This window comes from Acidimicrobiia bacterium, assembly GCA_036271555.1.
Classification (GTDB): domain Bacteria; phylum Actinomycetota; class Acidimicrobiia; order IMCC26256; family PALSA-610; genus DATBAK01.
In genome coordinates this window covers 20,174-42,813 of record DATBAK010000077.1, presented here as the reverse complement: position 1 = coordinate 42,813, position 22,640 = coordinate 20,174, and the positions used below count along the sequence as shown (strand labels likewise).

Genomic DNA, 22,640 nt, shown 5'->3' with positions numbered 1-22,640 from the left:
GCGCCGCTCGGGCCCCGCTTGCCGCGGGCCGGCTTCGCCGTCCCGCTCTCGCTCTCGGCCCCCGCACTCATCGCGTCATTCTTCCTCGCGGGCGAGCAGGTCCGCCTCGGTCTCGCGCCGCACGACGACCCGAGCGTCGCCGTCCCGCACGAACACGACGGCCGGGCGGGTCACACGGTTGTAGTTGGACGCCATCGAGTGACCGTATGCGCCCGTCACCGGCACCGCGAGCACCTCACCGACCGCGAGGTCGTCGGGCACGGACGCGTCCCGCACGAGCAGGTCGCCCTGCTCGCAGTGCTTGCCCGCGATCGTGACGGTCGCGGGGCGCGGTGCGTCGACGCGGGCGGGTACGAACGATTCGTACTGCGCGCCGTAGGTGACGGGACGGAGGTTGTCGCTCATCCCTCCGTCGACCGCGACGTACGTGCGCACGTTCGGAATCGGCTTGATCGTGCCCACGCGGTAGAGCGTGATACCGGCGGGCGCCGCGATCGAACGACCGGGTTCCGTCGACAGGCGCGGCGTGTCGAGCACGCCGTGCGCGGCGACCGCCTTCGCGAGGGAGGCGTGCACCGACGCGCCGTGCTCCGCGATCGTCGGCGGATCGTCGCCGGCGACGTACCGCACGCCGAGCCCGCCGCCCATGTTCAGCTCGTCGACGGTCGCGCCCGTGGTCGCGACGATCTCGGCGATGAGACCGACCATGCGGTCGAGCGCGCGGTCGAACGAGTCGGAGCGGAACACCTGCGAGCCGATGTGACAGTGCAGGCCCGCGAACGTCGTCGTGTTCGACTCGATGACGCGACGCGCGGCGACGAGCGCGTCGCCGCTGCCGAGGCCGAAGCCGAACTTCGAGTCGTCGACCGCGGTCTCGAGGTATTCGTGCGTGTGGGCCTCGATACCCGGCGTCACGCGCACCATGACCGCGGGCGCGCGCAGGCCGCCGGCGACGAGCGCATCGATGCGGTCGAGCTCGGCGAACGAGTCGGCGACGACGCGCCCGACGCCGGCGCGCAGTGCACGCTCGAGCTCGGCCTCCGACTTGTTGTTGCCGTGGAAGACGATCATTGCGGGGTCGATACCCGCGTGCAGTGCGAGGTGCAGCTCGCCCCCCGTCGCCACGTCGATCGCGAGGCCCTCGCTCGCGACGAGCTTCGCCATCGCGACGCAGAGGAACGCCTTGCTCGCGTACGCGACACCACCGGGGAACGCGTCCATGTACTCGCGGCAGCGACCGCGCAGCTCGGCCTCGTCGTAGACGTAGAGCGGTGTGCCGAAGCGTTCCGCGAGCTGGTCGAGCGGGATGCCGCCGAGCACGCAGCGGCCCTCGTCGTCGACCGCCGCCGAACGGGGTAGCAGCGACCGGTCGAACGGCGCGTCGCTCATTCGTCCACTTCTTCGTCGTCGGCCAGCCGTTCCATCGACTCCGGCGCGCTCACACCGAGCAGCCCGAGCGCGGACGCGAGCCCGACCCGGCTCGCCTCGACGAGCCAGAGGCGCGCCTGCGTGAGCTCGGCGTCGTCGGTGAGCACACGGCACTCGCGATAGAAGCTGTGGAAGCGCGCCGCGAGCTCTCGCACCCACGTCGTGACCTTTTGCGGCGCGCGCATCGAGGTCGCGTCGGCGACGACCTCGGGATAACCGTCGAGCACGCGCAGCACTTCGAGCTCGCGCTCGTGCGCGAGCCGGCCGAGGTCGACCTCCGTGAGCGGGCGGCGGGTCACGCCCGCTTCCGTCGCGCGCCGCGCGATCGACGCCACCCGCGCGTGCGCGTACTGCACGTAATAGACGGGGTTCTCCATCGACTGCGACGTGACGACTTCGAGGTCGAACGTCTGCGTGGAGTCGAGCGAGAGCAAGAGGAAGGTCATGCGGACGACGTCGGGATCGACGTCGTCGAGGATGTCGGCGAGCGTGATGATGTTGCCGGCGCGCTTCGACAGCCGTACTTCCTGATCGCCGCGCATGAGCTTCACGAACTGACCGAGCAGCACCTCGGGCTCGGCCGGCGGTCCGAAGCCGAGCATCTCGAGGCCGACCTGCAGCGACTTCACCTGCGCGTGGTGGTCGGCGCCCCAGATGTCGATCAGGTGTGTGAAGCCGCGACGGAACTTGTCGCGGTGGTACGCGAGGTCGTTCGCGAGATAGGTCGTCGTGCCGTTGCTCCGCACGAGGACGCGATCGCGCGTGTCGCCGCCGTCGGTCGTGCGCAGCCAGCGCGCGCCCTCGTGCTCATAGACATGACCCGAGGCTTCGAGCGTGCGCAGCACGTCGTCGACATCGCCGCGCTCGTGCAGCAGGCGCTCGGAGAACCACGTGTCGAAGTGCACGCCGATGCGACCGAGGTCGTGCGTCAGCTGCCGCACCGCCTCGTGGTAACCCCACTCGCGTGCGTCGTCGAGCGAGACGTCGTCGCCGAGCTCGGCGCGCATCTGCGCGGCCATCTCCACGACGTACTCGCCGTGATAGCCGTTCTCGGGCAGCTCCGTGCCGTGCAATCGCGCCAGCAACGACAGGCCGAAGTTGTCGAGCTGCGTGCCCGCGTCGTTCAGGTAGTACTCGCGGTGCACCTCGGCACCCTGCGCCGCAAGCAGGTTCGCGATCGCGTCGCCTACCGCGACCCAACGGCCGCCACCGGCGTGCAGCGGACCGGTCGGGTTCGCCGACACGAACTCGAGGTTGATGCGCTGCCCTGCGAGCGCGTCGGAGTGGCCGTAACGCGCGCCCGAGGCGACGACGTCGCGGAGCACGTCGTGCGTCCAACTCGGGTCGAGCCGGAAGTTGAGGAAGCCGGGACCGGCGACGTCGATCGCGACCACGTGGGGCGGGGACTGCGCGAGCAACGCGTCGCGGATCTCGGTGGCGAGCTCCTGCGACGGTCGCCCGGTCGGACCCTTGAGCTGGAGCGCCACCGACGTCGAGAAGTCGCCCTGGTCGCGCCGGCGCGGCACTTCGAGCGCGACGCCGGCCGCGGGTTCGGGCAGACCGAGCGATCCGAGAGTGGCGCGCAGGGCGGACGTGAGACGGTCGCGGATCACAACGGCTGGCTCGCTCGCCGACGGGCTGGGCACGGGCTCGCACCGGATCGTGGTCACGCGCGGGCGGCGCGAATTACCGACGCGAAGGCGCGAATCGTACACGCGGCCTTGGTCGCGGACCGTGACCTTCGCGTCGGGGTTCCCCACGGGCCGTGGTTCTTGTATGGTGTCCCCGGGCGAGGGGCTGGAAGATGACAGGACCACGACCGGCCACGCGGGGTGGCGACCGGGCGGAACACGGAGGCAGCGAGTGGCGTCGCGACAATCGGGTCTGGGGCGCGGACTCTCCTCCATCCTGCCGGATGTGCTCGCCACGACCGAGCCCGCAGCGCCCGAAGGGGCTGACCACCCAACGCGGTCGACGCGGATGCTGAGCGACGCCATCGCCTCACAGCTCGCGACCAACGACTCCGGCATCGCGCTCGTCTACCGAACCCTCGACGCGCTGGTCTCGGAGTACCAGCTCGACGACGCCGCGGTCGTGCTCGACGAGCCCGGCCTCGGCCGCCAGATCTTCCGCGCCGGACGCAAGCCGCTCGACTCCGAGGACGAGGCACTGCTCGAGGCGCTGCCCGGTCTCTACACCGAGCGCCCGCTCGCCGACCCGGAGCTCGACCGCGCGCTCGTGCTCTCGCTGTGCACGCTCGCGTTGCGCCTCGACGTCATGCGCTACGACGCCTGGCACGACCCGCTCACGGCGCTCTACGACCGCCGCAGCTTCGACCGCCTGCTCGAGATGGCGGTGGCGCGGTCCGTCCGGTACGGCTGGACGTTCACGCTCGTGATGCTCGACCTCGATCACCTCAAGGAGATCAACGACCGCGACGGGCACGCCGCGGGCGACGACGCGCTGCGCGATCTCGGAGAACGCTTCCGCCGGGTCTTGCGCTTCGGTGACAACGCGGCGCGCATCGGCGGCGACGAGTTCGCCATGATCCTCCCCGACACCGAGCCCGACACCGTGCCCGCGCTCCTCGACCGCGTGCGCGCGGCGGGCGCCGGCATCGCGACCGCACCCGACTTCTCGTTCGGCACCGCGAAGTGTCCCGACGACGCCGACAGCTTCGACGCGCTGTACCGGCTCGCGGACGCGCGGCTGTACGAGGCGAAGGCGGCGCGCACCCAGACGAAGGACGCAGAGTGAACGCGAGCGACCTCGTCCTCGACGACCTCGAGCTCGAGCTCCGCAAGCTGCCCGGTGTGCGCAGCGCGGGCTTCGACGCGCGTGACGAGCTGCTGATCGTGCAGCTGCACGTCGCGCCGGGCGTCACATCCGAAGGGTCGCTACCACTCGCGGCGACACGGATCGCGGCGCGGCACGCCGACCGGCCCGTCGCGGTCGAGGTCGTGCGGTGGCGCGAGTCGAGCGAGAGTCAGGCCGCCGCGGCACCCGCGGCACCCGTGGCTCCTGCGCCGGCACCGGCGCCAACCGAGATGCCCGCGGCGGCGCCCGCGGAACCGGAGCCGAAGCGGCTGCGGCTCCTCGCCGTGCTGTCGTTCCCCGACACCGACGAGCTCGAGGTGCACCTCATCCTCGACGGTCGCCGCACGATCGGACGCGCGCCCGCGAGTCGGGGCCTCGTCGCCGCGCTCGACGCGACGCTCGCCGCGATCGCCGACTTCGAGCTCGACTTCACACCCACGCCGCGTTGGGCCCGCGCGCTCGAGTCGGCGCAGGAAGAGGCGCTCATCGCGGTCGCGCTCGACGAGGGCGAAGGCGGCGAGCGCGTGCTCTACGGCGTCGCGTCCGGCGCCACGCCGATCGACGCGGCGGCGCGCGCCACGCTCGACGCGCTCAATCGCCGGGTCAGCCGGATCTAGGACTTCTTGGTCTGACGGCGCGCGATCTTGCCGATCGCGGCGCCGGTCTCGCGTGCGATCGCGAGTCGCTCGTCGTTCCAGGTCACGACGCCTTTCGCGCCGTACCACCCGAGCTGGCCGACGGCCGAGAACCAGAACGCGGGCTTGCTGAGCCGACCCGTGCCCGCGGCGACGCGCTCGTAGCGCGAGATCAGCTCGACCCGAACGAGCTCGTCGACCGAGCGCCGGCCCGCGGGTGACTCGTGGTGCTCGAGCCGCGCGAACGGCGTGATGAGCAGCCGCCAGTGCTGGCGCACGCGGTACGAGAGCTCGACGTCCTCGCCGTTGCGGTCGCGGCCGAGCGCGGCGTTCGGACGCTCGCGCACGAACACCGCGCGGCGGTACGACATCGCGCATCCCGGCAACCAGTCGACCTCGATCGGCTCGGGTGGCGCGGTGTACACGCGCACGTTCCGACCCGACGGCAGCACGACGCCCTCGCGCCGCGTGTCGAGCCCGAGCCACTCGTCGACGCGCGTGAAGCGGTGCGGTGGCTGGTCGGTGACGAACCCGCCGACGCCGCCGACGGTGCCCTCGGTGTCGTCTTCGAACACCGCGACGATCGCCTCGAAGTAATCACGCTCGAGCACGGTGTCGTCGTCGACGAAGTGCACGATGTCCTCGACGGTCGCGTCGATGCCCGCGGCGCGCTGACGCGCCAGACCCGGGTCGGACCAGAGGTAGTCGAGCACCGAGCCGGGCGCCCAGGTCTGCGCGAGGTCGACGACCACGCGCGCGACGGCGTCGTCGTCGCTCGAGTCGACGACGAGCACGCGGGTCGGCACGCGGTGCTGCATGCGCACGCTCACGAGGCAGTTCCCGAGCTCCTCGGGACGGTTGCGGGTGCACAGCACCAGCACGTCGCTCGTCATCGGCAGAGCCTAGAAGCCGTCGGGCGCGCGTCGTGACACCTCGACCGGCGCAATCACCGACTTTCCGTAGCTATTCGGGCGTGAACGCGCCCTTGCCCATCTGGTCGCGCACGGTCACGACCGGCGGGTTGGTGAGCAGCCGCCGCTGCCAGTTCGCGCCGTCGACGACGAGCGTGTGGCCGGAGATGAAGCGCGCGTACGGCGATGCGAGGAACGTCGCGGCCCAACCGAGCTCCTGCCGCTGACCGACGCGCAGCGCGGGCTGGCAGACGTCCTTGTCGCTCGTGCGCGCGAGGTTCTCCTGGATGTCGCCGGTCATGTCCTCGTGCGGGAAGAGCCCGGGCACGAGCCCGTTCACCTGGATCCCGTACGGGCCCCACTCGACCGCGAGCGACTCGGTGAGGTTCTTCACCCCCGCCTTCGCCGCGGCCGAGTGCGCGAAGCCGGGCCCACCGGTCCACGCGTACGTTGCCCCGACGTTGATGATCGACGCGGGCGTGCCCGCCGCGAGATGACGGCGCGCGAACTCGCGCGCACAGAAGAACGTGCCGTTCAACGTGATGTCGACCACGGTACGCCAACCGTTCGGCGACAGGTCCTCGGACGGCACCGGGAAGTTCGCGGCCGCGTTGTTCACGAGCACCGCCGGCAGTCCGAAGCGCTCGGTCGCGGCGTCGAACGCGCCCGCGATCGATTCGGCGTCGCGGATGTCGCACGTCACCGCGAGCACATCGGCCCCGAGCGCGGTTATCGCCTCGCGCGCGGCATCGAGGTGGTCGGGCTTGCGGCTCATCACGACGATCGCGGCACCGAGCCGGGCGAACTCCGACGCGATCGCCTTGCCGAGGCCGGTACCGCCGCCGGTGACGACGACGGCAGTGCCCGCGAACGTGTCCGACGCGAGCGCGGTCGTGCCGACGGGCGGCGGTGCGGGCAGTCCGATGAGCTCGGCCATCGTCAGCTCCCCGTGTAACGCGGCGGTCGCTGCTCCGTGCGCGAGGCGCGCAGCTCGGCGAAGTCGTCGCTCTTGTTGATCGTCGTCTGATAGGTCATCTCGTCGGTCATCGACGCGCGCAGCTGCGGCAGCGAGAGATGCCGGATCACCTCGCGCGCCAGCTTCACGGTCACCTTCGGCGACTTCGCGATCTGCAGCGCGGCGTCGTGCACGACGGTGTCGAGGTCGTCGACCGGCACGACACGGCTCACGACGCCGTGCCGCAACGCCTCGTCGACGGGCATCACGCGGCCGGTGAGCACGAGGTCGCTCACGAGACCGGGACCGCACATCTCGTAGAGCACGCCGACGCCACCGGTGTCGGGGATCACGCCGTAGGTCAGCTCGGGGAGTCGGAAGCGCGTGCCCTCCGCCGCGATGCGCACGTCGCAGAGCAACGCGCGCTGGAACGAACCGCCCATCACCCAGCCCTTGCACGCGACGATCACCGGCGCGTCGATCTCCCACAGCTGCTGGATACCGCGATGGCCGCGGCGCATGAGCTCGTGGTGCGACAGCGGTGTCTTCTGCACGCCGATCGAACCGACGTCGCGACCCGACGAGAACGACGTGCCCTCACCGCGCCACACGATCACGCGCACGTCGGGCATCTCGCGCAGCCGGGCAAGGATGTCGAACAGCTCCGCGTCCATGTCGTCGTCGAACGCGTTGTGCTTCTCGGGATTGTCGTTCGTGATCGTGGCGATCGCGCCGCTGTCCAACGACTCGATATCGAGCTGCACGCGTCCCGTCATCTCGGTTGCCTCCCCGTCGAGGACGTGACCGTATCCTGGCCGGATGAGCGGCGGCATCGACCTCGACATCGACCTCACGAGCGGCGAGTTCTGGGGCCGCAACCCGCACGAGGAGCTCGCGTGGCTGCGCGCCCACTCCCCCGTCCACTGGGACGAGCGCGGCGGCGTGTGGGGCATCACGCGCTTCGACCACGTGAAGGAGGTCGAGGGCGACGCGGCCACGTTCTCCAACGCGCAGGGGATCCGCCCGGACACCGGCCCGACCCCGATGCTCATCGACCTCGACGATCCGGAGCACCGGCGCCGCCGGCAGCTCGTGAACGAGGGCTTCACGCCGAAGCGCGTGCGCGCGCTCGAGCCGAAGGTGCGCGCGATCGTCGACCGCCTCATCGATCAGGTCTGCGAGGCCGGCGAGTGCGACTTCGTGTGGGACATCGCGGCGTGGCTGCCGCTGGTGATGATCGGCGACGCGCTCGGCGTCGACCCCGTGGATCACCCGACGCTCATGACGTGGTCCGACGATCTGCTGCGCGGTCAGGGTCAGAGCGACGAGGCGCTCGTGGGCAAGATGCTCGCGGCGTTCGAGGGTTATTCCGCGTACGCGGCGCGCGTCATCGAGGACCGCCGCGGCTGCCCGCGCGACGATCTCATGAGCGCGCTCGTGCACGCGGAGGTCGACGGCGAGCGGCTCGACGACGGCGCACTGCTCTTCGACTCGCTGCTCATCCTCATCGGCGGCGACGAGACGACGCGCCACGTGATCAGCGGCGGCGCGTTCCAGGTCTTGCAGGAGCGTTCGCACTGGGAGCGCCTCCTCGCCGACCGCGCGCTCGTGGTGCCCGCGGTCGAGGAGATGCTGCGCTGGGTCAGCCCGATCAAGAACATGGCGCGCACCGCGACGCGCGACGTCGACTTCCACGGCGCGCAGATCCACGCGGGCGACAAGCTGGTGCTGCTGTACCCGTCGGCGAACCGCGACGAGGACCACTTCGTCGACCCGTTCCGGTTCGACATCACGCGCAACCCGAACGACCACGTGGCGTTCGGCTTCGGTCCCCACTTCTGCCTCGGCAGCTCACTGGCTCGTATCGAGCTGCGCGTGATGTTCGAACAACTGCTGGAACGACTTCCCGATCTGCACCTCGTCGACGACACGGAGCCCGCGCACCGACCCGCCAACTTCGTGAGCGGCTACGAATCGATGCGGGTCGCGTTCACGCCGGCCGCGCGCTCGGGCGCCTGAAGCGGGCACCGGAGCGCGCGAGCGGAGTGAACAGCAATCGTTACGGCGCGGCCGGCTGCTTCGCGCCGTAGGCGACGTTGAACGCGTTGCCCGCGGCGTTGGGCTTCGATGGCGTCGACAACTGCTTGCCGTTCTGCACCATCGCGATCGCCATGCCGGGGAACGCGAGGTGCGGGTTCACCGGCGCCGAGAAGTTCCCGCCGATCTTGATCTTCGAGAACTTCGTGAGCGAGTAGTGCGCGAGCGGCAGGACGCCACCCGATCCGGTCGGAGCTTCCTGGATCCACTCGGCCGACTGGCCGGGACCTGTGTACGTCTTGTTGATCGAGAACGACTTCCCGGTCGTGACGTCCTTCAGCGCGATGACCCACTTGTTCCCGGCGGTGTTCTTCACCGAGCCGGTCATCGTGTCACCGGGATGGATCGTGAGCGACGGGATGATCGTCTCGGCCGCGGGCAGGATCTCCCACCACGCGCGGTAGACGAAATGCCCGCTGATGTAGTCCTGCTCGGTCCCGGTCTGGATGAGGTTGTTGTTGTTCGCGCCGTCGATGCCGACCCAGCTGGACGAGTAGCCCTGCTTCGCCTGCACCTTCGGAACCTTCCACGTCGCGCTCGCGTACGTGAGCTTGATCCCGTTCGCGACTCCCGCGTAGCCGGACCAGTTGCCCGACGTGCTTCCGGGCCACCCGGCAACGCGACCAACGCGATGGTTCGGTGCCTGCACCGCGGGGGCAGCCGATGCCGCCGATGCCGCGACCGGAAGCGACATCGAGATGAGCGCGCACGCGCTGACGGCTACCGAACCCACCGACATCCGTATCTTCATCCGTCATCTCCTCGGTTTCGGTTTCCCCACCCACGCGCGCCGTACCGTATCCGGCGCTTCGCTCGGCGTCAGGGTTCCGCGCGCGACATCGTCCACATCGGTGGACACCCGCGCGCCTGGATCTGCTCGACGAGCTCGAACCCGTGGCGCCGGTAATACGGCACGTTCATTTCCTTCTGCGTCTCGAGGTATGCGGGAATTCCCTGCTCGTGTGCGCGCGCGAGCACGGGCGCGAGCAACGCGCTGCCGACACCGCGACGCTGGAACGACGGGTCGGTGCCGAGCAGGCTGAGGTACCAGTGCGGCTCGGCGACCTCGTGGTGCTTGCGGTCGAGCAGCGCTTGAAGTCGCAGCGCGGCGGGAAGCCGGCGACCGAGCCGGTGCACCGACGGCATCTCGCGCGCGTACGCCGCGACCTCGCGGCGCGTGCCGCGCGGGAACGCGCCCGGCGGCAGCCACACCGCGACACCCGCAATCGCACGATCAGCGCGCGCGACCCATACCTCACCGAACGGACGCGCGTCCGCGAGCAGCGAGCCCATGAACGTGACGAGCGCGCGCGACTGGCTGCGCAGGTTCGGGACGAGGAAGTTGAAGAGCGGGTCGTCGTGGAACGCTCGCGCGAGCGCGAGCACCGCCGCGTCGCGCTCGTCGCCGCGCATGTGATCGATGTCGATGTCGGGCATTGCCCGCACACTAAGCAGCGCGCACCAGGTGGCGTGAGTCGTTGCCGGGGCCCGAAAACCGTGGCCTCGATTCACACGTACCGGATGTCACACTCGGTCAGGTCGCGCGCTTGGTCGCGTACCAGGGATGCACGCCGGTGCTCTCCTGGTAGTAGACGCCGGGCGCGCCCACGGAGCTGATCGCGGTCGGCGACTGCGTACCGAGCAGCACGATGCCCGCGTCCTCGCCGTACGTGATGCCCAGGACGATCTGCTTGCCGAGCTTCGCCCACACGCCGAGATCCTGGAGGTTCGTCAAGCCGAAGATCCCGGACGTCGGGGTGCCCTGGTAGTGCACCGTCGTCAACGTGTCGTCGACCGTGCCGTCGAACACCGCGTCGTAGTACACGCCCTTCGGCGCCGCGGCGCGCGCGATCGCGTTCGCACTCGCGGCCGAGGATGCGCTCGGGGCGACGCTTTCGACGCGCGTCGCGCTCCACGGCTGCTCGGTCTCGCCCGGTGCGCCGAGCTCGCCGGGCGCGAGGCCGGTCGCCGAGAGCTTCGCGATCAATACCGAACCCTCGTGACCGACGCTCGACGCCGACACGAGGAACGCGACCGTCTTGCCCTGCGCGACCCAGGTGCCGAAGTCACCGAAGTCGGTGAACTCGAACGTTCCCGACGTCGTCGAGCCGGTCGCGTTGGTGACGACGAGCGTGCTGCCCGTCGAGTCCGGGAAGCTCGCGGTGTAGGTGCCCGCGGCGTACCGCACCTTCGCGCCGCCGGCGCCGGCGTCGACGAGCGCTCCCGTGGTGCCGATGATCATCGCGAGCGCGACCACGCTCGCGCTTCGGAACATGCTCCGCATGCGCGTACCCTCCGTCCGTGGGGGTTGTTGGCTGGTGCGCCCACCGTAGGGCGCGACGGATCGCCGCGCCGGAACCCGGCCGCGATTTCCGGCACGTGTCGCGCCCGCGCGACATCGCGCCGGGCGTCGGTCCTGATCAGCGCACTCTGCGACCGACGCGTCGCGCGAGGCACACTGCACGCCGACATGCGCACCGTCTCGTACGCCCGCCGGTTGACCGACCTCGCCGAGGCCGAGCCCGAACACCCCGCGGTGACGTGCGGCACCGAGCGCGTGACGCGCCGCGAGCTGGAGGCTCGCGCGGACGCGCTCGCACGCGACCTCGCCGACGGCGGGGTCGAAGTCGGCTCGATGGTGAGCATCGCATTGCCGAACTCGGTCGACTGGTTCGTCGCGACGGTCGCGGCGTGGAAGCTCGGCGCGATCCCGCAGCCGTTGAGCAGCCGGCTCCCTCGTCGCGAGCTGGAGGCGATCGTCGAGCTCGCGGACGCGGCCGTGGTGATCGGCGCGGAGCCGGGCTCGCTCGGCGCGCGGTGGTGCCTGCCGCTTGGCTACCAACCGACGGAACGCGTCGAGCGCGCGCCGTTGCCCGACGCGGTGAGCCCCGCGTGGAAGGCACCGACGTCCGGAGGATCGACCGGCCGTCCGAAGCTCATCGTCGCGGGTGATCCCGGACTCGTGGACCTCGACGCGGGACCGCTGCTCGCGTTCCGCGAGGACGACTGCCTCGTGATGCCGGGCCCGCTGTACCACAACGGTCCGATCGTGTGGTCGTGCCACGCGTTGATCTGGGGCGGCGAGGTGATCGTGCTCCCGCGCTTCGACGCCGAGAGCACGCTCGCCGCGATCACGACACATCGCGCGCAGGTCGTCTACCTCGTACCCACGATGATGAAGCGCATCTGGGCGCTGCCCGACGACGTGCGCGACGCGTACGACGTCTCGTCGCTGCGCGTCGTGTGGCACCTCGCGGAGCCCTGCCCGGCGTGGCTGAAGGACGCGTGGATCGAGTGGCTCGGTGCCGAGAAGATCTTCGAGCTCTACGGCGGCACCGAGGGCCAGCTCGCGACGATCATCACGGGGAAGGAATGGCTCGCGCACCGCGGCTCGGTGGGCAAGCCGACCGGCGGCGCGATCGCGATCTGCGACGCCGACGGCAACGAGCTTCCGAGGAACGAGCTCGGTGAGGTGTGGATGCAATCGGCGCGGACCACGCCGTCGTACCGCTACGTGGGCGCGACCGCGCGCACGCGCGAGGGAGGGTGGGAGTCGCTCGGCGACAACGGCTGGCTCGACGACGACGGCTACCTGTATCTCGGTGACCGCGTCGCCGACATGATCCTCACGGGCGGCGCGAACGTGTATCCGGCCGAGGTCGAGGCGGCATTGCTCGAGCACCCCGCGGTCCGTTCCTGCGCGGTGATCGGTCTGCCCGACGACGACAAGGGCAACCGCATCCACGCGATCGTCGAGGCGGATACGGATGTGTTCGACGAAGCGGATGTCCGCATGTTCCTCGCGGAACGCCTGGTGACCTACAAGCTGCCGCGTACGTTCGAGCTCGTCGACGCGCCGTTGCGCGACGACGCCGGGAAGGTGCGGCGCAGCCAGCTCCGCGCCGACCGGCTCGCGTAGCGACTCACGCGTCGGCGCCGGGCTCGAGCAGCTGCACGTCGATCTCGACCTTGATCACGTCGCCGAGTGCAACCGCGCTGACGCCGGGCGGCAGTGCGACGTCGATGCCGAAGTCCTTGCGACGGATCTGCGTGGTCGCTTCGAAACCGGCGTGACGCGGTCCGCCCGGAAAGTCACCGACACCACCGAGCTCCAACGCGAGCGTGACCGGCTTCGTGATCTCTCCGATCGTGAGATCGCCCTGCAGCTCGTAGCCGTCGCCGGCTTCCGTGATGTGAGTGGAACGGAACTCGATCGTGGGCCGCCGCGCGACGTCGACGATGTCGGCGCTCAACACGTGCGCGTCCCGGTCGGCGACGCCGGTGTCGATCGACGCGACGTCGATGGTCGCGGTCACCGACGTCTGCTCGAGCGTGGCGCCGACGACGACGTCGACGGCGAACGCGTTGAAGCGGCCGCGGACCTTCGACACGCCGAGGTGGCGGACGCTGAAGCCGACGGACGAGTGGGCGGGGTCCACGGCCCAACGGCCGGGGACGAGGGGCAGGGTCTTGGCGGGGCCAGTGGTCATGCGACGATCGTCACCCCGCCGGCGCCGCGGAGGAAGGCCGGTTCGATCCGGGGAGTGCGGGGACCAGGATGGGCCCGGCGCGGTGCGTCACACTGGTGCGGTGAGCGGACCGACCGATCTCGGCGCCTTCCTGCGGGCCCGCCGCGAGGCGCTGCGGCCCACCGATGTCGGCCTCGTCGATCACGGCCGGCGGCGCACGCCTGGGTTGCGCCGGGAAGAGGTCGCGGCGCTCGCGGGCGTCAGCATCGACTACCTCACGCGGCTCGAACAGGGTCGCGACGTCAACCCGTCGACGTCGGTGATCGCGGCGCTCGCGGCCGCCCTCCAGCTCGACGACAAAGAGCGCACGCATCTCGCACGGCTCGCCGCAATCACGAACTCGCGTGAGCTGTGCCCCGAAGCGACACCGCTCGCGACCAACGTCGGCGCCGGTGTGCGTCATCTGCTCGACAGCCTCGACGCGCCCGCCTTCGTCGTCGGCCCGATCGGCGACGTGATCGCCTGGAACGACCAGTGGGCGCGCGTCGTCGGTGGCTTCGGCCTGCTCGACGACGTTCCGCCGAATCTCGCCCGCTTCGCGTTCACGCATCCGCGAGCGCGTTCGGTGTACCGCGATTGGGAGGCCGCCGCCGCGGAGCAGGTCGCACGGCTGCGCGCCGCCGAGCCGCGGTGGGGCGACGACGCCGCGTTCCGCGTGCTGCTCGACGACCTGCTCACGCTCGACGAGTTCCGCGCGCGTTGGTCGACGCACCCGGTCGGCGAGAAGCAGCGGGGCACGAAGCGGCTCGAGCATCCGGAGGCCGGGGCGCTCGCGATCGCGTACGAGGTCCTGCTCCTCGCCGACGACGACCAGCGTCTCGTCACGTGGCGCGCCGCCGACGACATCACTGCGCCGCGCCTCGCCGCACTCGTCGACGAACACCGGCCCCAGACCCCGGCGCGCCTGTCGGTCGTCGTCAACCGCTGACGCGCCTGCGATCGGTCGCGCCTCGACCCGCTCGAGCAGCGTCGCCGCCGCACGCGACGACTCGGTCACAGGGCGTGCCACCACCCGCCCGACGGCCGTGACGCCACGATTGTGTGACCGAGGCCGCGCGCGCTCCAATCCATCTCGTGACGGCCGCGTAGTTCCAACTTCGTGCCGCGGGCCGCGCCCGCTGGCCGACCTGGATGGCGATTGGCGTGCTCGTCGGCTTCGCCGCGGGCGTCGTGATGACGGCCGTTGCCGGCGCGCGCCGGACCGATTCGTCGCTGCATCGGGTCGTCGTCGACACACGGGCCGCCGACGTCCTCGCCAATCCCGACAACGGCACCTTCGCCGCATCGAGATACCGGCAGCTCGCGCGGCTGCCGGAAGTCGCACGGTCCAGCATCGAGGTCGGCGCGCCAATGGTGCCGGTCGACGCGAGCGGTCGTCCCGACTTCGGCTTCGTCGAGTCGGCGCGCGGCACCGCCATCATCGCCAGCCCTGACGGCGCGGAGCTGCGCACCATCGACCGGGCCGCGGTGGCCGCCGGACGGATGCCGGCGCCCGACGACACCAACGCGCTCGTCATCAACGAGACCGCCGAGAAGGTCGACCATCTCCACGTCGGAGCCGGCTCGCCGTCGGCTTCTTCGACGCGACCGCGGTGACGGATCCGAATGGCGGTGCGCCCAAATTGCAGGACCGGACGACCCTGATGGTCGCGGCCGTCGTTCGTCCCCTCGACGACGCGACGCGCGCGCCCGACGACCCGCGCCGGTCGCCGTTCCTCTACCTCTGGCGCACTCTGGCGCGCCGCATCGCGCCGCTCGGATCGTTCTACTCGGGCATGAGCGTGCAGCTGCACGACGACGCGCAGCTCACGCGGTTCGAGCGCGACGCGCGCCGCGTCGCAGGCGGGAACGTCCTCGACTTCGAGGAGCTGAGCGGCACGCTGCAGCGCGCGCGACGCGCACTGCGCCCCTACGTCGTCGCGCTCTGGGTCTTCGCGGGGCTCGCGTTGCTCGCCGGCGCAGCCGTCGTTGCGCAGATCGCGACGCGTCAGCAGCGGCTCGAGGCATCGGGACGTCCGATCCTGCGCGCGCTTGGTGCGACGCGCGCCGATCTCGCGCGCGTCGGTCTGTTGCGCGGCGCGTGCATCGGCGTGGTCGCGAGCATCGTCGCAACGGTGACGGCGGTCGCCGGTTCGCTCCTCATGCCGATCGGTCCGATGCGCGCGCTCGAGCCGCATCAGGGGATCGACGTCGACGTCACCGTGGTCGCCGGGTCGGTGCTCGCGATCCTCGTGTTGGTCGCGCGGCAGAACGCGATCGGCGGCGGGTCGTGCCCCGCGCCGGCGCGCAGCGCGACCGGTTCGGCGGGCGGAGAACGTGACCCGCTCCACGAGCTCGCCATCGGTCGCTGCAGGGCTGCGGTTCGTGTTCGACGCCGGGCGCGGCGACTCGGCGGTCCCGGTCCGGTCGACCACGTTCGGAGTCGGGCTCGCGGTCGCGGCGCTGATCGCGACGCTCGTCTTCGCGATCCCGGCCGGGGTCTTCGCGGGGCGACTGCTCTGGTCGTTGACCGCGCACTGGCTCGGCATCGCCGTGTACAACGTCGTCCCGGTCGGCACGATCGTCGCGGTGGCCGCGGCCGCACTCGTCGCCGGCAACGCCGCCGCACTGGTTCCGGCCGCGGCCGCGGCGCGAATCAGCGCGGCCGAGAGCCTGCGCCGCGAGTGACGAGCTCGTCCTCGTCCGCGCTCACGTCCAGAGATCGTTGAACGGGCTCTCGGCCATCCGCGCGATCAGATCGGCCGGATCGCGGAAGACCGCGACCGCGCCACTCGCTTCGAGCTCCATCCGACTGAAGCCGCCGGTTTCCACGCCGACGCACGGCAGGTGCGCGCGCTTCGCCGCCTCGACGTCCCACACCGAGTCACCCAACACGACGACGCGCCCGGGATCCGCGTGCGACTTCTCGAGCGCGGTGTCGAAGATGTCCGGGTGCGGCTTCGCCTGATCGGCATCGCCGGCCGTGACCACGACGTCGATCGCGTCGTCGGCGCCGATCTTGGCCCGCAGGACATCGAGGAGGTCCTCGGGCGACGACGTCGCGAGCACGACCGTCACACCGTGCGCATGAAAGGCGCGGAGCAGCTCTGCCGCGCCCTCGAACGGAAGGACCTCGGGCAGCAATTGGTCGAAGTGCTCGCGCCACGACGCGCGGATCGCGTCGTCGTCGCGTCCGATCAACGATTCGAGCAGCTCGGAACCGCCCATGCCGACGAGTCGATGAATCGCCGCGAGCCGCGCGTTCTCGCCGTGATCGCGCAGTGCGCGGGACCACGCGATCGCGTGATGGAAGTTGCTGTCGACCAGTGTGCCGTCGACGTCGACGAAGACCGCGGCGTCCTGCATCCGCCCCTGCTACCCGCGCGCGGGTGGGCGTAACCCGGCGACGGGGGCCGCCCCGCATCTCACATGAAGTTGCGGGTGTGGAGTGACGCGAGCCGCTCGGCTTCGTCGGGCAGGAAGCCGAGTCGCGCGAGGCGGCGCCGGCGACCCTCGCGCATCGCGGCCTCGAGCTCGTGGACGCGATCCCAGCCGACGCGCACGGCCGCGGGCGTGAACGCGCCGGCCGCGAGCAGCACGAGCGCATCGTGCACGTCGGCATTGAGCCCGGTGCTCTGACGGAGCGCGTCGTGGCGCCGCTGGATCGCGGTCGACAGCGCGCCGCGAACCATCGGGTCGGTCGCGACGCGGTGCTCGAGATGTGCCTGCGCGAACGCGACGTGGCGGGCTTCGTCCTGCCGGGTGAGCTGCGCGACCCTGCGGGTCACCGGATCGGGAGCATGGCGCTCGAGGAACGACAGCAGGTCGAGGAACGTGCCTTCGCCGAGCACGCTCAAGAGGAACGACGCGAGCGTGAAGTCGGGCTCGTCGACGAGCGTCTGCAACGAAGCCCGACCACCGACGCTCGACGTCCCCAACGTCGTCCGGTGCAGGAGCGCGCGTCGCGTGAACACCTCGACGTGACGGGCCTCGTCGGCGATCTGCGTCGCGAGGAACGCGACCACTTCGCGGAACTGCGGATGGATCCGCGCGAGGTGTCGCGCCGGCACCACCAAGGCGGCCTGCTCGTTCTCGATCAGGTAGGTCATCACCTGCACGACCGCGTCCTCGACCTCGGGCGGCAGATCGTCGTCGCTGCGCCAGTCGATGGCGGTGTTCGGATCCCACTGGCCGGCCAGCGCCTGCGCGTAGAGCTTCGCCGCGATGTCGGCCCACACGACGTCGCGCTCGACGAGGTCGGCGCTCGTCAGCGCGGGCCCGCCGCCTTCGACGAGCGCGCCGCGCGCCGCAAGGCCCCACGTCGGATCGGCGCGGTCGGCGGGACGATCAACGGTGCCGGCGCGAACCGCGCTGCGCCAGCGCTGCGCGCCGGTCGTGCCCTTCGTGAGGATGTCGCCGTCGACCGCGTGACCTTGACTGCGCGCCCAACTGCGGAGGTGCAGCGCGAGGTCGCGGTGCGAACCGACGACGCGCACACGATCACCCGGCGCGAGCGGGTGCAGCGCGCGATCGATCAGCAGATGCGCGCCGCCCTCGAAACCGAGGTCGTCAAGGTCGATAGTCGCGGGCGGTGATGCGTCCATCGTCGTCGTAGAACCGGGCGCGGTCGACCGCGCGTTCGAGCGGTTGATACAGATCCAATCGTCCGGGAAGCCAGCGGGTGAGACCCTCGAGGTCGAGCAACGGGCGCACGCGGTCGTCGCCGTAGTCCATGCCGAGCAACAACTCACAGAAGCGCGCCATGTCGGCGCGGTCGGCGACGTCGTCGTTGACCGTCATGTTGCAGTGATCGAACGGCTCGGTCTCGGCCACGACGCGGATCGCGTCCGCCGAGAGCGTGCCTTCGCGCGCGAACACCAAGTGGTTCGCGGCGAGGATGCACGCGGCGTCGACCTCGCCGGCGACCAGCGCACGCGCCGCGTCGCGCTCGCCACCAACGTGGTCACCGTGCAATCCCACGCCCACATCGAAGCGGCGCACCATGAAGTCCGTGTCGGGCTCGAGGCCGTCGCCGCGCAAACGGTCGAGCGGCAGCAGCGTCGCCTGCGGGGAGTCGACCGCGCCCGTTGCCACGACCTTGCCCCGGAGATCATTGGTGGTCTCGATCCCGCTCCCGGCGCGCGCGATCACGATCGAAGTGAGGTCACGATCGGTGTCGCGCATGATCGGCGCGGAGACCCGGCAACCCGCGGCCACGGCGGCGCGCCGCGCGCGCACCCACGCGAGCGGCGAGTTCCACGCCACGTCGATGCGCCCGGCGATGAGGTCGTCGACCTGACGCTCGTAGTTCGAGTAGAGGACGAAGTCGAACGGCAGATCCTGCTCCGCGAACCACGCGCGGAAGCCGTCCCAGATCGTCACCACCTTCGGGTCGTAGGCCACGGCGCCGAGCAGCAGCGCACGGTCACCGGCGCTCATGCGTCGAGCAGCGGCAGGCCGCTGACCGCGCGCCCGACGAAGTCGAGCAACGCGTCGGTGGTCGGTGCCATCACCCGCGCGGCGCGCGAGTCGCGGAAGCGGCGCTCGATGCCGAGCTCCTTGCGGAACGCCGCGCCGCCGCACACCTTCATCGCGAGGTCGGTCACGTCGATCGCGGCCTCCGCCGCGAGCGCCTTGCTCTCGAGCACGCGCAGCACCGCATCCTCGCGACCCGCGGCGAGCGCACCGAGCGTGTCGGCGAGGAACGCCCTCGTCGCGTCGGTCGCGAGCCGCATGCGAGCGAAGTCGGCGCGCACGATCGGCTGCTCGATCAGCGTCACACCGAGATGCTCGAGGCGCGTCGACGACAAGTGCGATCCGGTCTCGCTCGTGACCGCCTCCATGAGTCCGAGCGAGAACGCGGCGCTCAGCACGAGGAACCACGGCAGCGCGGTCGCGAGCGCGATGTCGAGGCCGGCGCCGTCGTCGCCGAGCTGCGCGTCACGATCGATCGCGGCACCGGTGGCGGTGACGGGCACCGAGCCGTTGCCGCGGAGGCCCAGACCGTCGAACTCGCTTCCACACTCCAAACCCGGCGTGGCGGACGGCACGAGCCACAGCGTCATGCCCGCGTCGCCCGCAACCGCGCGACTCGACCACACGTAGCTCGTCGCGGCGCGCGCGCTCGTGACCCAGCTCTTGCGCGCATCGAGTCGTGCTCGGTCGCCGGCGATCGTCGCGGTGCCCGCGGGTGCCCAGAAGTGGCTGCGTGAACCGAACTCCGAGAACGCCAGCGTGGTCAGATGCGAACCCGCACCGATCGCCGAACGAACCTCGGCCGGACCGTGCGCCTCGATCACCGCGGTCGCGGCGTAGTGCATCAGGACGATCATCGCGGTCGAGCCGCAGGCGGTCGCGAGGCGCTCGATCACGAGCGCGGCATCGGCCATCGACCCCCCGCCGCCGCCCTGATCGCTCGCGACGGTGAGCCCGAGCACTCCGGCCGCGGTCAGCGCGGCCAGACCTTCCGTCGGCCACTCGCCGTTCGCGTCGATCGTGCGCGCGTGCGGGAGGACAACATCGGAGACGACGCGCTCGAACGCGTCGACATCGAACGTCATGGGGACTCCTTCGAGTGCGTGAAGTCAGCGAGCCCCCGTCACGCACGTCTCGACGCGACCGCGGAGCCCGGATCGGCTGCATCCGACCGGATGCACACACCAAGCGGCTCAGCGGCGGCGCGGCACGGCGTCCCCCTCTCGCGAGTCGGTGACCATCCGGCGCGTGTCTACTACGACGTCCGCCCGATCGCGCGAGCAGCCGCGACGAGTCCTTGGCATCGACGAGGATCATGTGCCGCGGCGGTCATCGCGCCGGCAGGCGACGCGAATCGCGCGCCGACCCGAGGCCGACGCGCGATCCGGTCGTTCGAAAGGTGTTCGCTCAGCGGTCCTCGACCGGCCGGCGCCGGATCGCGATCATCGCCGCACCGACGACCAACAGCCCGAAGCCGACGGCCACCGGCGTTCCGGTGTCGGAACCCGTGCAGGCGAGCTCGCCCGGGCCGCACTCGGCCGCCTCGACACCGGTAGGTGTCGTCGTCGACGGCACGACCGACGTCGACACGCCCTCGACGGACTGCGGCACGGTCGACGTGGGCGACGTCACCGTCGTCGGCGGTGTGGTGGAGGTCGTCGTGGAGCACGCGGTCGGCAGTCCGACGGTCGCGGTCTCGGTCCTCGTGAACTCGTCGGGCCACGTCGCGACGACCGTGATCGTGATGTCGCCGGTGACCGCGCCGGGGACCACCGTCGTGGCCGACGTGGTGCCACCGCCCGGTACCGGGTTCGTCACCACCGACACGTCGTACGCAGTACCTGCCGCCTCCGCGGTCGCGCTGACGTTCATGTCCTTGCGCGGGAGATCATTCGTGATACTCCACGTCACCAGGTGCGATCCGTCGGAGCAGGACGCGCTCCCCGTGACCGCGAACGTGTGCGCGCCGGCCGGTATCGCGATGGCCAGCGACACGGCAACGATCGCGAGGCCAGTCAAAGTCTTCACAGTTCTCATGCGTCAGTCCTCCCGCGCTGGAGGCGGCCAGCGCCTACGCCCGACGGGCACGCTATCGAGAACTGCGCCAAAGATGCGGATTTCGGTCCGGAGCGCCCCGGCGCCGGCGCGTTCTCCCTCGTCGCCGAGGACGCAAGCCGGCTCGGCTCGCGCTCCTGACGTGCGCCGGGACACGAATTCTCGACCGTTTCGGAACCGATCGGTCGGCGCGCGGACTCCGGCTACAGGTGCTCGCGGAACCAGTCGACGGTGAGCCGCCAGGCCTCGGCCCGCGCCGCGGTGTTCGCGGCGGGCGTTCCGCCCATCTCGAAGGTGACGCCGGGCCCCGGCCCGGTCGTGGTCTTCATCGGCGCACCCGGCGGTCCCGCGATGAGGTGACCGGCGTCGAGGATCCGGTGCTCGTACGGGAACCGATGCCCGGCCGCCGCGAGGCGGTCGGCGGCGACCTGGCTGTAGGGCGTGCTCGGCCAGCCGCCGTCGTCGGCCGCGGAGACGAGCAGCACGGCGCCGCGGGTGTTCTCCACGCGGATGCTCACCCGTTCGAGCTCGAGGGGATCGCTCGGCGGTGGCGCGAACGCGAGCGCGAGCCGCACGGGCCGGCGCGCCGCGACGCCGGCGCGCAGCTCCTCGGGGAAGACATGGTCGAGGAACGGGAGGGGCGAGCCACCGATCGTCCACGACGGCGGAGCGTGGGTGAGGATGTCGAGCAGCGCGCCCCGACCGAAGTCGATGCCGGGCGTCAGCACGCCGCTGCCCACGACGCTGACGACCGCGCCGATGTGTTCGTCGTGTGCGGCGACGAGCAGCGCGAGCTCACCACCGCGTGAACCGCCCGTGACGCCGAGCCGGTCGGGATCACGCGAGCGTGCGCCCAACCAGCCGAGCGCGTGCGTGACGTATTCGAGCGGGATCTCGACGAGGCCGCGCGGCAGGCCGGGCATTCCGAAATAGCCCAACGCGAGCACGGTGAAACCTTCGGCCGCGAGCGCTTCGGCGTCGCGCGCGTGCAGACCACCTTCAGAACCACCGAGGAGCAGGACGCCCGGAGTCGGATCGGAACCCGTCGGAGTCGCGAGCACACCGACGATTCCGTCGTCGCGGATCTCCGTCGTCTCGACCGCCATCGGCATCGCGTCAGATGATCACACGGGAGTGGTCGGTACGCACCTACAGGATCGGGAAGTCGAAGTAGGTGTCGGGATACGGCTCGTCGCTCAGCGCGTAGTGCCACCACTCGCACTCGTACCGTTCGAAGCCGCTGCGTTCCATGACCGAACACAAGGTCTGACGATTTCGCGCTTCGTTGCCCAACACTCCGTCCGCGCCGTGACGCGAGCGCGCGTCCATCAGGTCGTGGCCTCCGCCCATGGGCACGAGGTCGCCGGTGTCGAGTCGGTAGAGCGTGAGGTCGACCGCGCTTCCCCGGCTGTGGCCCGACTTCGTCGCGACGTATCCGCTCGCGAACATCTCGACCCGCCCGATGTTCGGATAGAAACGCGACTTCGTGCGGCCGTCCTCCGGCTGTCCCGACCACTCCAAGAACCGGTTCACCGCGCGTTGCGGGCGATACCCGTCCCAGAGCAACAAGCCGAAGCCGATCGCAGCGGCCCGCGTCTTCGCCTCGAGCAACGCGCTCGCGAGGGCGAGCGAACCCACGACCCGGTTCACTTCGTATCCGTCGACCGGCGTTCCGGTGAAGTTGTCCCAGGTCGCGTACTTGGCGTCCCACCGGACGCCGCGCAGCACTTCGTCGAGGAAGACGAATCCGGCGTCCACG

Annotated in this window: 24 protein-coding genes; 7 read left to right on the top strand and 17 right to left on the bottom strand. The window is 70.8% G+C overall.

Annotated features, from left to right (window positions below; genetic code table 11):
• Window positions 1-75 precede the first annotated feature (75 nt).
• Together lysA and argS are read right to left on the bottom strand one after the other, a co-directional pair.
• A complete protein-coding gene (gene lysA / locus VH914_17595) occupies window positions 76-1,389 on the bottom strand; it encodes a diaminopimelate decarboxylase (GenBank protein HEX4493024.1) in 1,314 nt (437 codons plus the stop codon).
• Window positions 1,386-3,041, bottom strand: a complete 1,656-nt coding sequence (gene argS / locus VH914_17590; GenBank protein ID HEX4493023.1) for an arginine--tRNA ligase — start codon at window positions 3,039-3,041, stop codon at window positions 1,386-1,388. The genes lysA and argS overlap by 4 nt, the downstream gene beginning before the upstream one ends.
• Window positions 3,042-3,408: 367 nt before the next feature.
• On the opposite strand from argS, the gene VH914_17585 reads away from it, so the two are divergent.
• Both VH914_17585 and VH914_17580 read left to right on the top strand, forming a co-directional pair.
• Window positions 3,409-4,185, top strand: coding sequence for a GGDEF domain-containing protein (locus VH914_17585; GenBank protein ID HEX4493022.1), 777 nt, complete (start codon window positions 3,409-3,411; stop codon window positions 4,183-4,185).
• Window positions 4,182-4,862, top strand: a complete 681-nt coding sequence (locus VH914_17580; GenBank protein HEX4493021.1) for a hypothetical protein — start codon at window positions 4,182-4,184, stop codon at window positions 4,860-4,862. The genes VH914_17585 and VH914_17580 overlap by 4 nt, the downstream gene beginning before the upstream one ends.
• On the opposite strand, the gene VH914_17575 is transcribed toward VH914_17580, so the two are convergent.
• The 3 genes from VH914_17575 to VH914_17565 form a co-directional block, all read right to left on the bottom strand.
• Complete coding sequence (locus tag VH914_17575) at window positions 4,859-5,773, bottom strand: glycosyltransferase (GenBank protein ID HEX4493020.1); 915 nt, start codon at window positions 5,771-5,773, stop codon at window positions 4,859-4,861. The genes VH914_17580 and VH914_17575 overlap by 4 nt on opposite strands.
• A gap of 70 nt (window positions 5,774-5,843) precedes the next feature.
• Window positions 5,844-6,728 (bottom strand): SDR family oxidoreductase, encoded by an 885-nt coding sequence (locus VH914_17570; protein ID HEX4493019.1) that lies wholly within the window; start codon window positions 6,726-6,728, stop codon window positions 5,844-5,846.
• A 2-nt stretch (window positions 6,729-6,730) separates the two neighbouring features.
• Entirely contained in the window at window positions 6,731-7,522 is a 792-nt protein-coding gene (locus VH914_17565; protein ID HEX4493018.1) for an enoyl-CoA hydratase/isomerase family protein, read from the bottom strand.
• A gap of 43 nt (window positions 7,523-7,565) precedes the next feature.
• On the opposite strand from VH914_17565, the gene VH914_17560 reads away from it, so the two are divergent.
• Window positions 7,566-8,765: a cytochrome P450 gene (locus VH914_17560; protein HEX4493017.1), complete on the top strand. Its 1,200-nt coding sequence runs from the start codon at window positions 7,566-7,568 to the stop codon at window positions 8,763-8,765.
• Between the two features lie 40 nt (window positions 8,766-8,805).
• Here the strand turns inward: VH914_17560 and VH914_17555 are convergent, their stop codons facing one another.
• From VH914_17555 to VH914_17545, 3 genes are all read right to left on the bottom strand, one after another.
• Window positions 8,806-9,594, bottom strand: coding sequence for a G1 family glutamic endopeptidase (locus VH914_17555; protein ID HEX4493016.1), 789 nt, complete (start codon window positions 9,592-9,594; stop codon window positions 8,806-8,808).
• 68 nt (window positions 9,595-9,662) lie between these two features.
• Entirely contained in the window at window positions 9,663-10,280 is a 618-nt protein-coding gene (locus VH914_17550) for a GNAT family N-acetyltransferase (GenBank protein ID HEX4493015.1), read from the bottom strand.
• Between the two features lie 97 nt (window positions 10,281-10,377).
• Window positions 10,378-11,127: a hypothetical protein gene (locus VH914_17545; GenBank protein ID HEX4493014.1), complete on the bottom strand. Its 750-nt coding sequence runs from the start codon at window positions 11,125-11,127 to the stop codon at window positions 10,378-10,380.
• A gap of 186 nt (window positions 11,128-11,313) precedes the next feature.
• Here VH914_17545 and VH914_17540 point away from each other — a divergent pair, with 186 nt between their 5' ends.
• Window positions 11,314-12,762, top strand: coding sequence for an AMP-binding protein (locus VH914_17540; GenBank protein ID HEX4493013.1), 1,449 nt, complete (start codon window positions 11,314-11,316; stop codon window positions 12,760-12,762).
• Window positions 12,763-12,766: 4 nt separating this feature from the next.
• Here VH914_17540 and VH914_17535 read toward each other — a convergent pair whose 3' ends face one another.
• Window positions 12,767-13,333 (bottom strand): YceI family protein, encoded by a 567-nt coding sequence (locus tag VH914_17535; GenBank protein ID HEX4493012.1) that lies wholly within the window; start codon window positions 13,331-13,333, stop codon window positions 12,767-12,769.
• 100 nt (window positions 13,334-13,433) lie between these two features.
• On the opposite strand from VH914_17535, the gene VH914_17530 reads away from it, so the two are divergent.
• On the top strand, window positions 13,434-14,300 hold the full coding sequence (locus VH914_17530) for a helix-turn-helix transcriptional regulator (protein ID HEX4493011.1): 867 nt from the start codon (window positions 13,434-13,436) through the stop codon (window positions 14,298-14,300).
• A 203-nt stretch (window positions 14,301-14,503) separates the two neighbouring features.
• Entirely contained in the window at window positions 14,504-14,968 is a 465-nt protein-coding gene (locus tag VH914_17525; GenBank protein HEX4493010.1) for a hypothetical protein, read from the top strand.
• Window positions 14,969-15,548: 580 nt separating this feature from the next.
• Here VH914_17525 and VH914_17520 read toward each other — a convergent pair.
• Window positions 15,549-15,713, bottom strand: coding sequence for a hypothetical protein (locus VH914_17520; GenBank protein ID HEX4493009.1), 165 nt, complete (start codon window positions 15,711-15,713; stop codon window positions 15,549-15,551).
• 23 nt (window positions 15,714-15,736) lie between these two features.
• Between VH914_17520 and VH914_17515 the strand changes: the two genes are divergently transcribed.
• Window positions 15,737-16,039: a hypothetical protein gene (locus tag VH914_17515; protein HEX4493008.1), complete on the top strand. Its 303-nt coding sequence runs from the start codon at window positions 15,737-15,739 to the stop codon at window positions 16,037-16,039.
• A gap of 21 nt (window positions 16,040-16,060) precedes the next feature.
• Here the strand turns inward: VH914_17515 and VH914_17510 are convergent, their stop codons facing one another.
• The 7 genes from VH914_17510 to vanX all read right to left on the bottom strand — a co-directional run bounded on the left by VH914_17510 (window position 16,061) and on the right by vanX (window position 22,639).
• On the bottom strand, window positions 16,061-16,717 hold the full coding sequence (locus tag VH914_17510; protein ID HEX4493007.1) for an HAD family hydrolase: 657 nt from the start codon (window positions 16,715-16,717) through the stop codon (window positions 16,061-16,063).
• Between the two features lie 59 nt (window positions 16,718-16,776).
• Entirely contained in the window at window positions 16,777-17,955 is a 1,179-nt protein-coding gene (locus VH914_17505) for a ferritin-like domain-containing protein (GenBank protein ID HEX4493006.1), read from the bottom strand.
• Window positions 17,921-18,790: a PhnD/SsuA/transferrin family substrate-binding protein gene (locus VH914_17500; GenBank protein HEX4493005.1), complete on the bottom strand. Its 870-nt coding sequence runs from the start codon at window positions 18,788-18,790 to the stop codon at window positions 17,921-17,923. Before VH914_17500 ends, VH914_17505 begins: the two co-directional genes overlap by 35 nt.
• The gene (locus VH914_17495; protein ID HEX4493004.1) at window positions 18,787-19,911 is read right to left on the bottom strand and encodes an acyl-CoA dehydrogenase family protein; all 1,125 of its coding nucleotides are present in this window, start codon (window positions 19,909-19,911) and stop codon (window positions 18,787-18,789) included. Before VH914_17495 ends, VH914_17500 begins: the two co-directional genes overlap by 4 nt.
• A gap of 322 nt (window positions 19,912-20,233) precedes the next feature.
• A complete protein-coding gene (locus VH914_17490; protein HEX4493003.1) occupies window positions 20,234-20,863 on the bottom strand; it encodes a hypothetical protein in 630 nt (209 codons plus the stop codon).
• A 221-nt stretch (window positions 20,864-21,084) separates the two neighbouring features.
• Window positions 21,085-21,993 (bottom strand): acyl-CoA thioester hydrolase/BAAT C-terminal domain-containing protein, encoded by a 909-nt coding sequence (locus VH914_17485; protein HEX4493002.1) that lies wholly within the window; start codon window positions 21,991-21,993, stop codon window positions 21,085-21,087.
• 37 nt (window positions 21,994-22,030) lie between these two features.
• A complete protein-coding gene (gene vanX, locus VH914_17480) occupies window positions 22,031-22,639 on the bottom strand; it encodes a D-Ala-D-Ala dipeptidase VanX (GenBank protein HEX4493001.1) in 609 nt (202 codons plus the stop codon).
• Window position 22,640 lies beyond the last annotated feature (1 nt).

Excerpts from the sequence above, each read along its gene's own strand:
- lysA (HEX4493024.1), bottom strand. The coding sequence starts at position 1,389 with ATGAGCGACGCGCCGTTCGACCGGTCGCTGCTACCCCGTTCGGCGGCG.
- VH914_17585 (HEX4493022.1), top strand. The coding sequence starts at position 3,409 with ATGCTGAGCGACGCCATCGCCTCACAGCTCGCGACCAACGACTCCGGC.
- VH914_17575 (HEX4493020.1), bottom strand. The coding sequence starts at position 5,773 with ATGACGAGCGACGTGCTGGTGCTGTGCACCCGCAACCGTCCCGAGGAG.
- VH914_17570 (HEX4493019.1), bottom strand. The coding sequence starts at position 6,728 with ATGGCCGAGCTCATCGGACTGCCCGCACCGCCGCCCGTCGGCACGACC.
- VH914_17565 (HEX4493018.1), bottom strand. The coding sequence starts at position 7,522 with ATGACGGGACGCGTGCAGCTCGATATCGAGTCGTTGGACAGCGGCGCG.
- VH914_17560 (HEX4493017.1), top strand. The coding sequence starts at position 7,566 with ATGAGCGGCGGCATCGACCTCGACATCGACCTCACGAGCGGCGAGTTC.
- VH914_17555 (HEX4493016.1), bottom strand. The coding sequence starts at position 9,594 with ATGAAGATACGGATGTCGGTGGGTTCGGTAGCCGTCAGCGCGTGCGCG.
- VH914_17550 (HEX4493015.1), bottom strand. The coding sequence starts at position 10,280 with ATGCCCGACATCGACATCGATCACATGCGCGGCGACGAGCGCGACGCG.
- VH914_17545 (HEX4493014.1), bottom strand. The coding sequence starts at position 11,127 with ATGCGGAGCATGTTCCGAAGCGCGAGCGTGGTCGCGCTCGCGATGATC.
- VH914_17540 (HEX4493013.1), top strand. The coding sequence starts at position 11,314 with ATGCGCACCGTCTCGTACGCCCGCCGGTTGACCGACCTCGCCGAGGCC.
- VH914_17535 (HEX4493012.1), bottom strand. The coding sequence starts at position 13,333 with ATGACCACTGGCCCCGCCAAGACCCTGCCCCTCGTCCCCGGCCGTTGG.
- VH914_17525 (HEX4493010.1), top strand. The coding sequence starts at position 14,504 with ATGGCGATTGGCGTGCTCGTCGGCTTCGCCGCGGGCGTCGTGATGACG.
- VH914_17520 (HEX4493009.1), bottom strand. The coding sequence starts at position 15,713 with ATGGCGAGCTCGTGGAGCGGGTCACGTTCTCCGCCCGCCGAACCGGTC.
- VH914_17510 (HEX4493007.1), bottom strand. The coding sequence starts at position 16,717 with ATGCAGGACGCCGCGGTCTTCGTCGACGTCGACGGCACACTGGTCGAC.
- VH914_17505 (HEX4493006.1), bottom strand. The coding sequence starts at position 17,955 with ATGGACGCATCACCGCCCGCGACTATCGACCTTGACGACCTCGGTTTC.
- VH914_17500 (HEX4493005.1), bottom strand. The coding sequence starts at position 18,790 with ATGAGCGCCGGTGACCGTGCGCTGCTGCTCGGCGCCGTGGCCTACGAC.
- VH914_17495 (HEX4493004.1), bottom strand. The coding sequence starts at position 19,911 with ATGACGTTCGATGTCGACGCGTTCGAGCGCGTCGTCTCCGATGTTGTC.
- VH914_17490 (HEX4493003.1), bottom strand. The coding sequence starts at position 20,863 with ATGAGAACTGTGAAGACTTTGACTGGCCTCGCGATCGTTGCCGTGTCG.
- VH914_17485 (HEX4493002.1), bottom strand. The coding sequence starts at position 21,993 with ATGCCGATGGCGGTCGAGACGACGGAGATCCGCGACGACGGAATCGTC.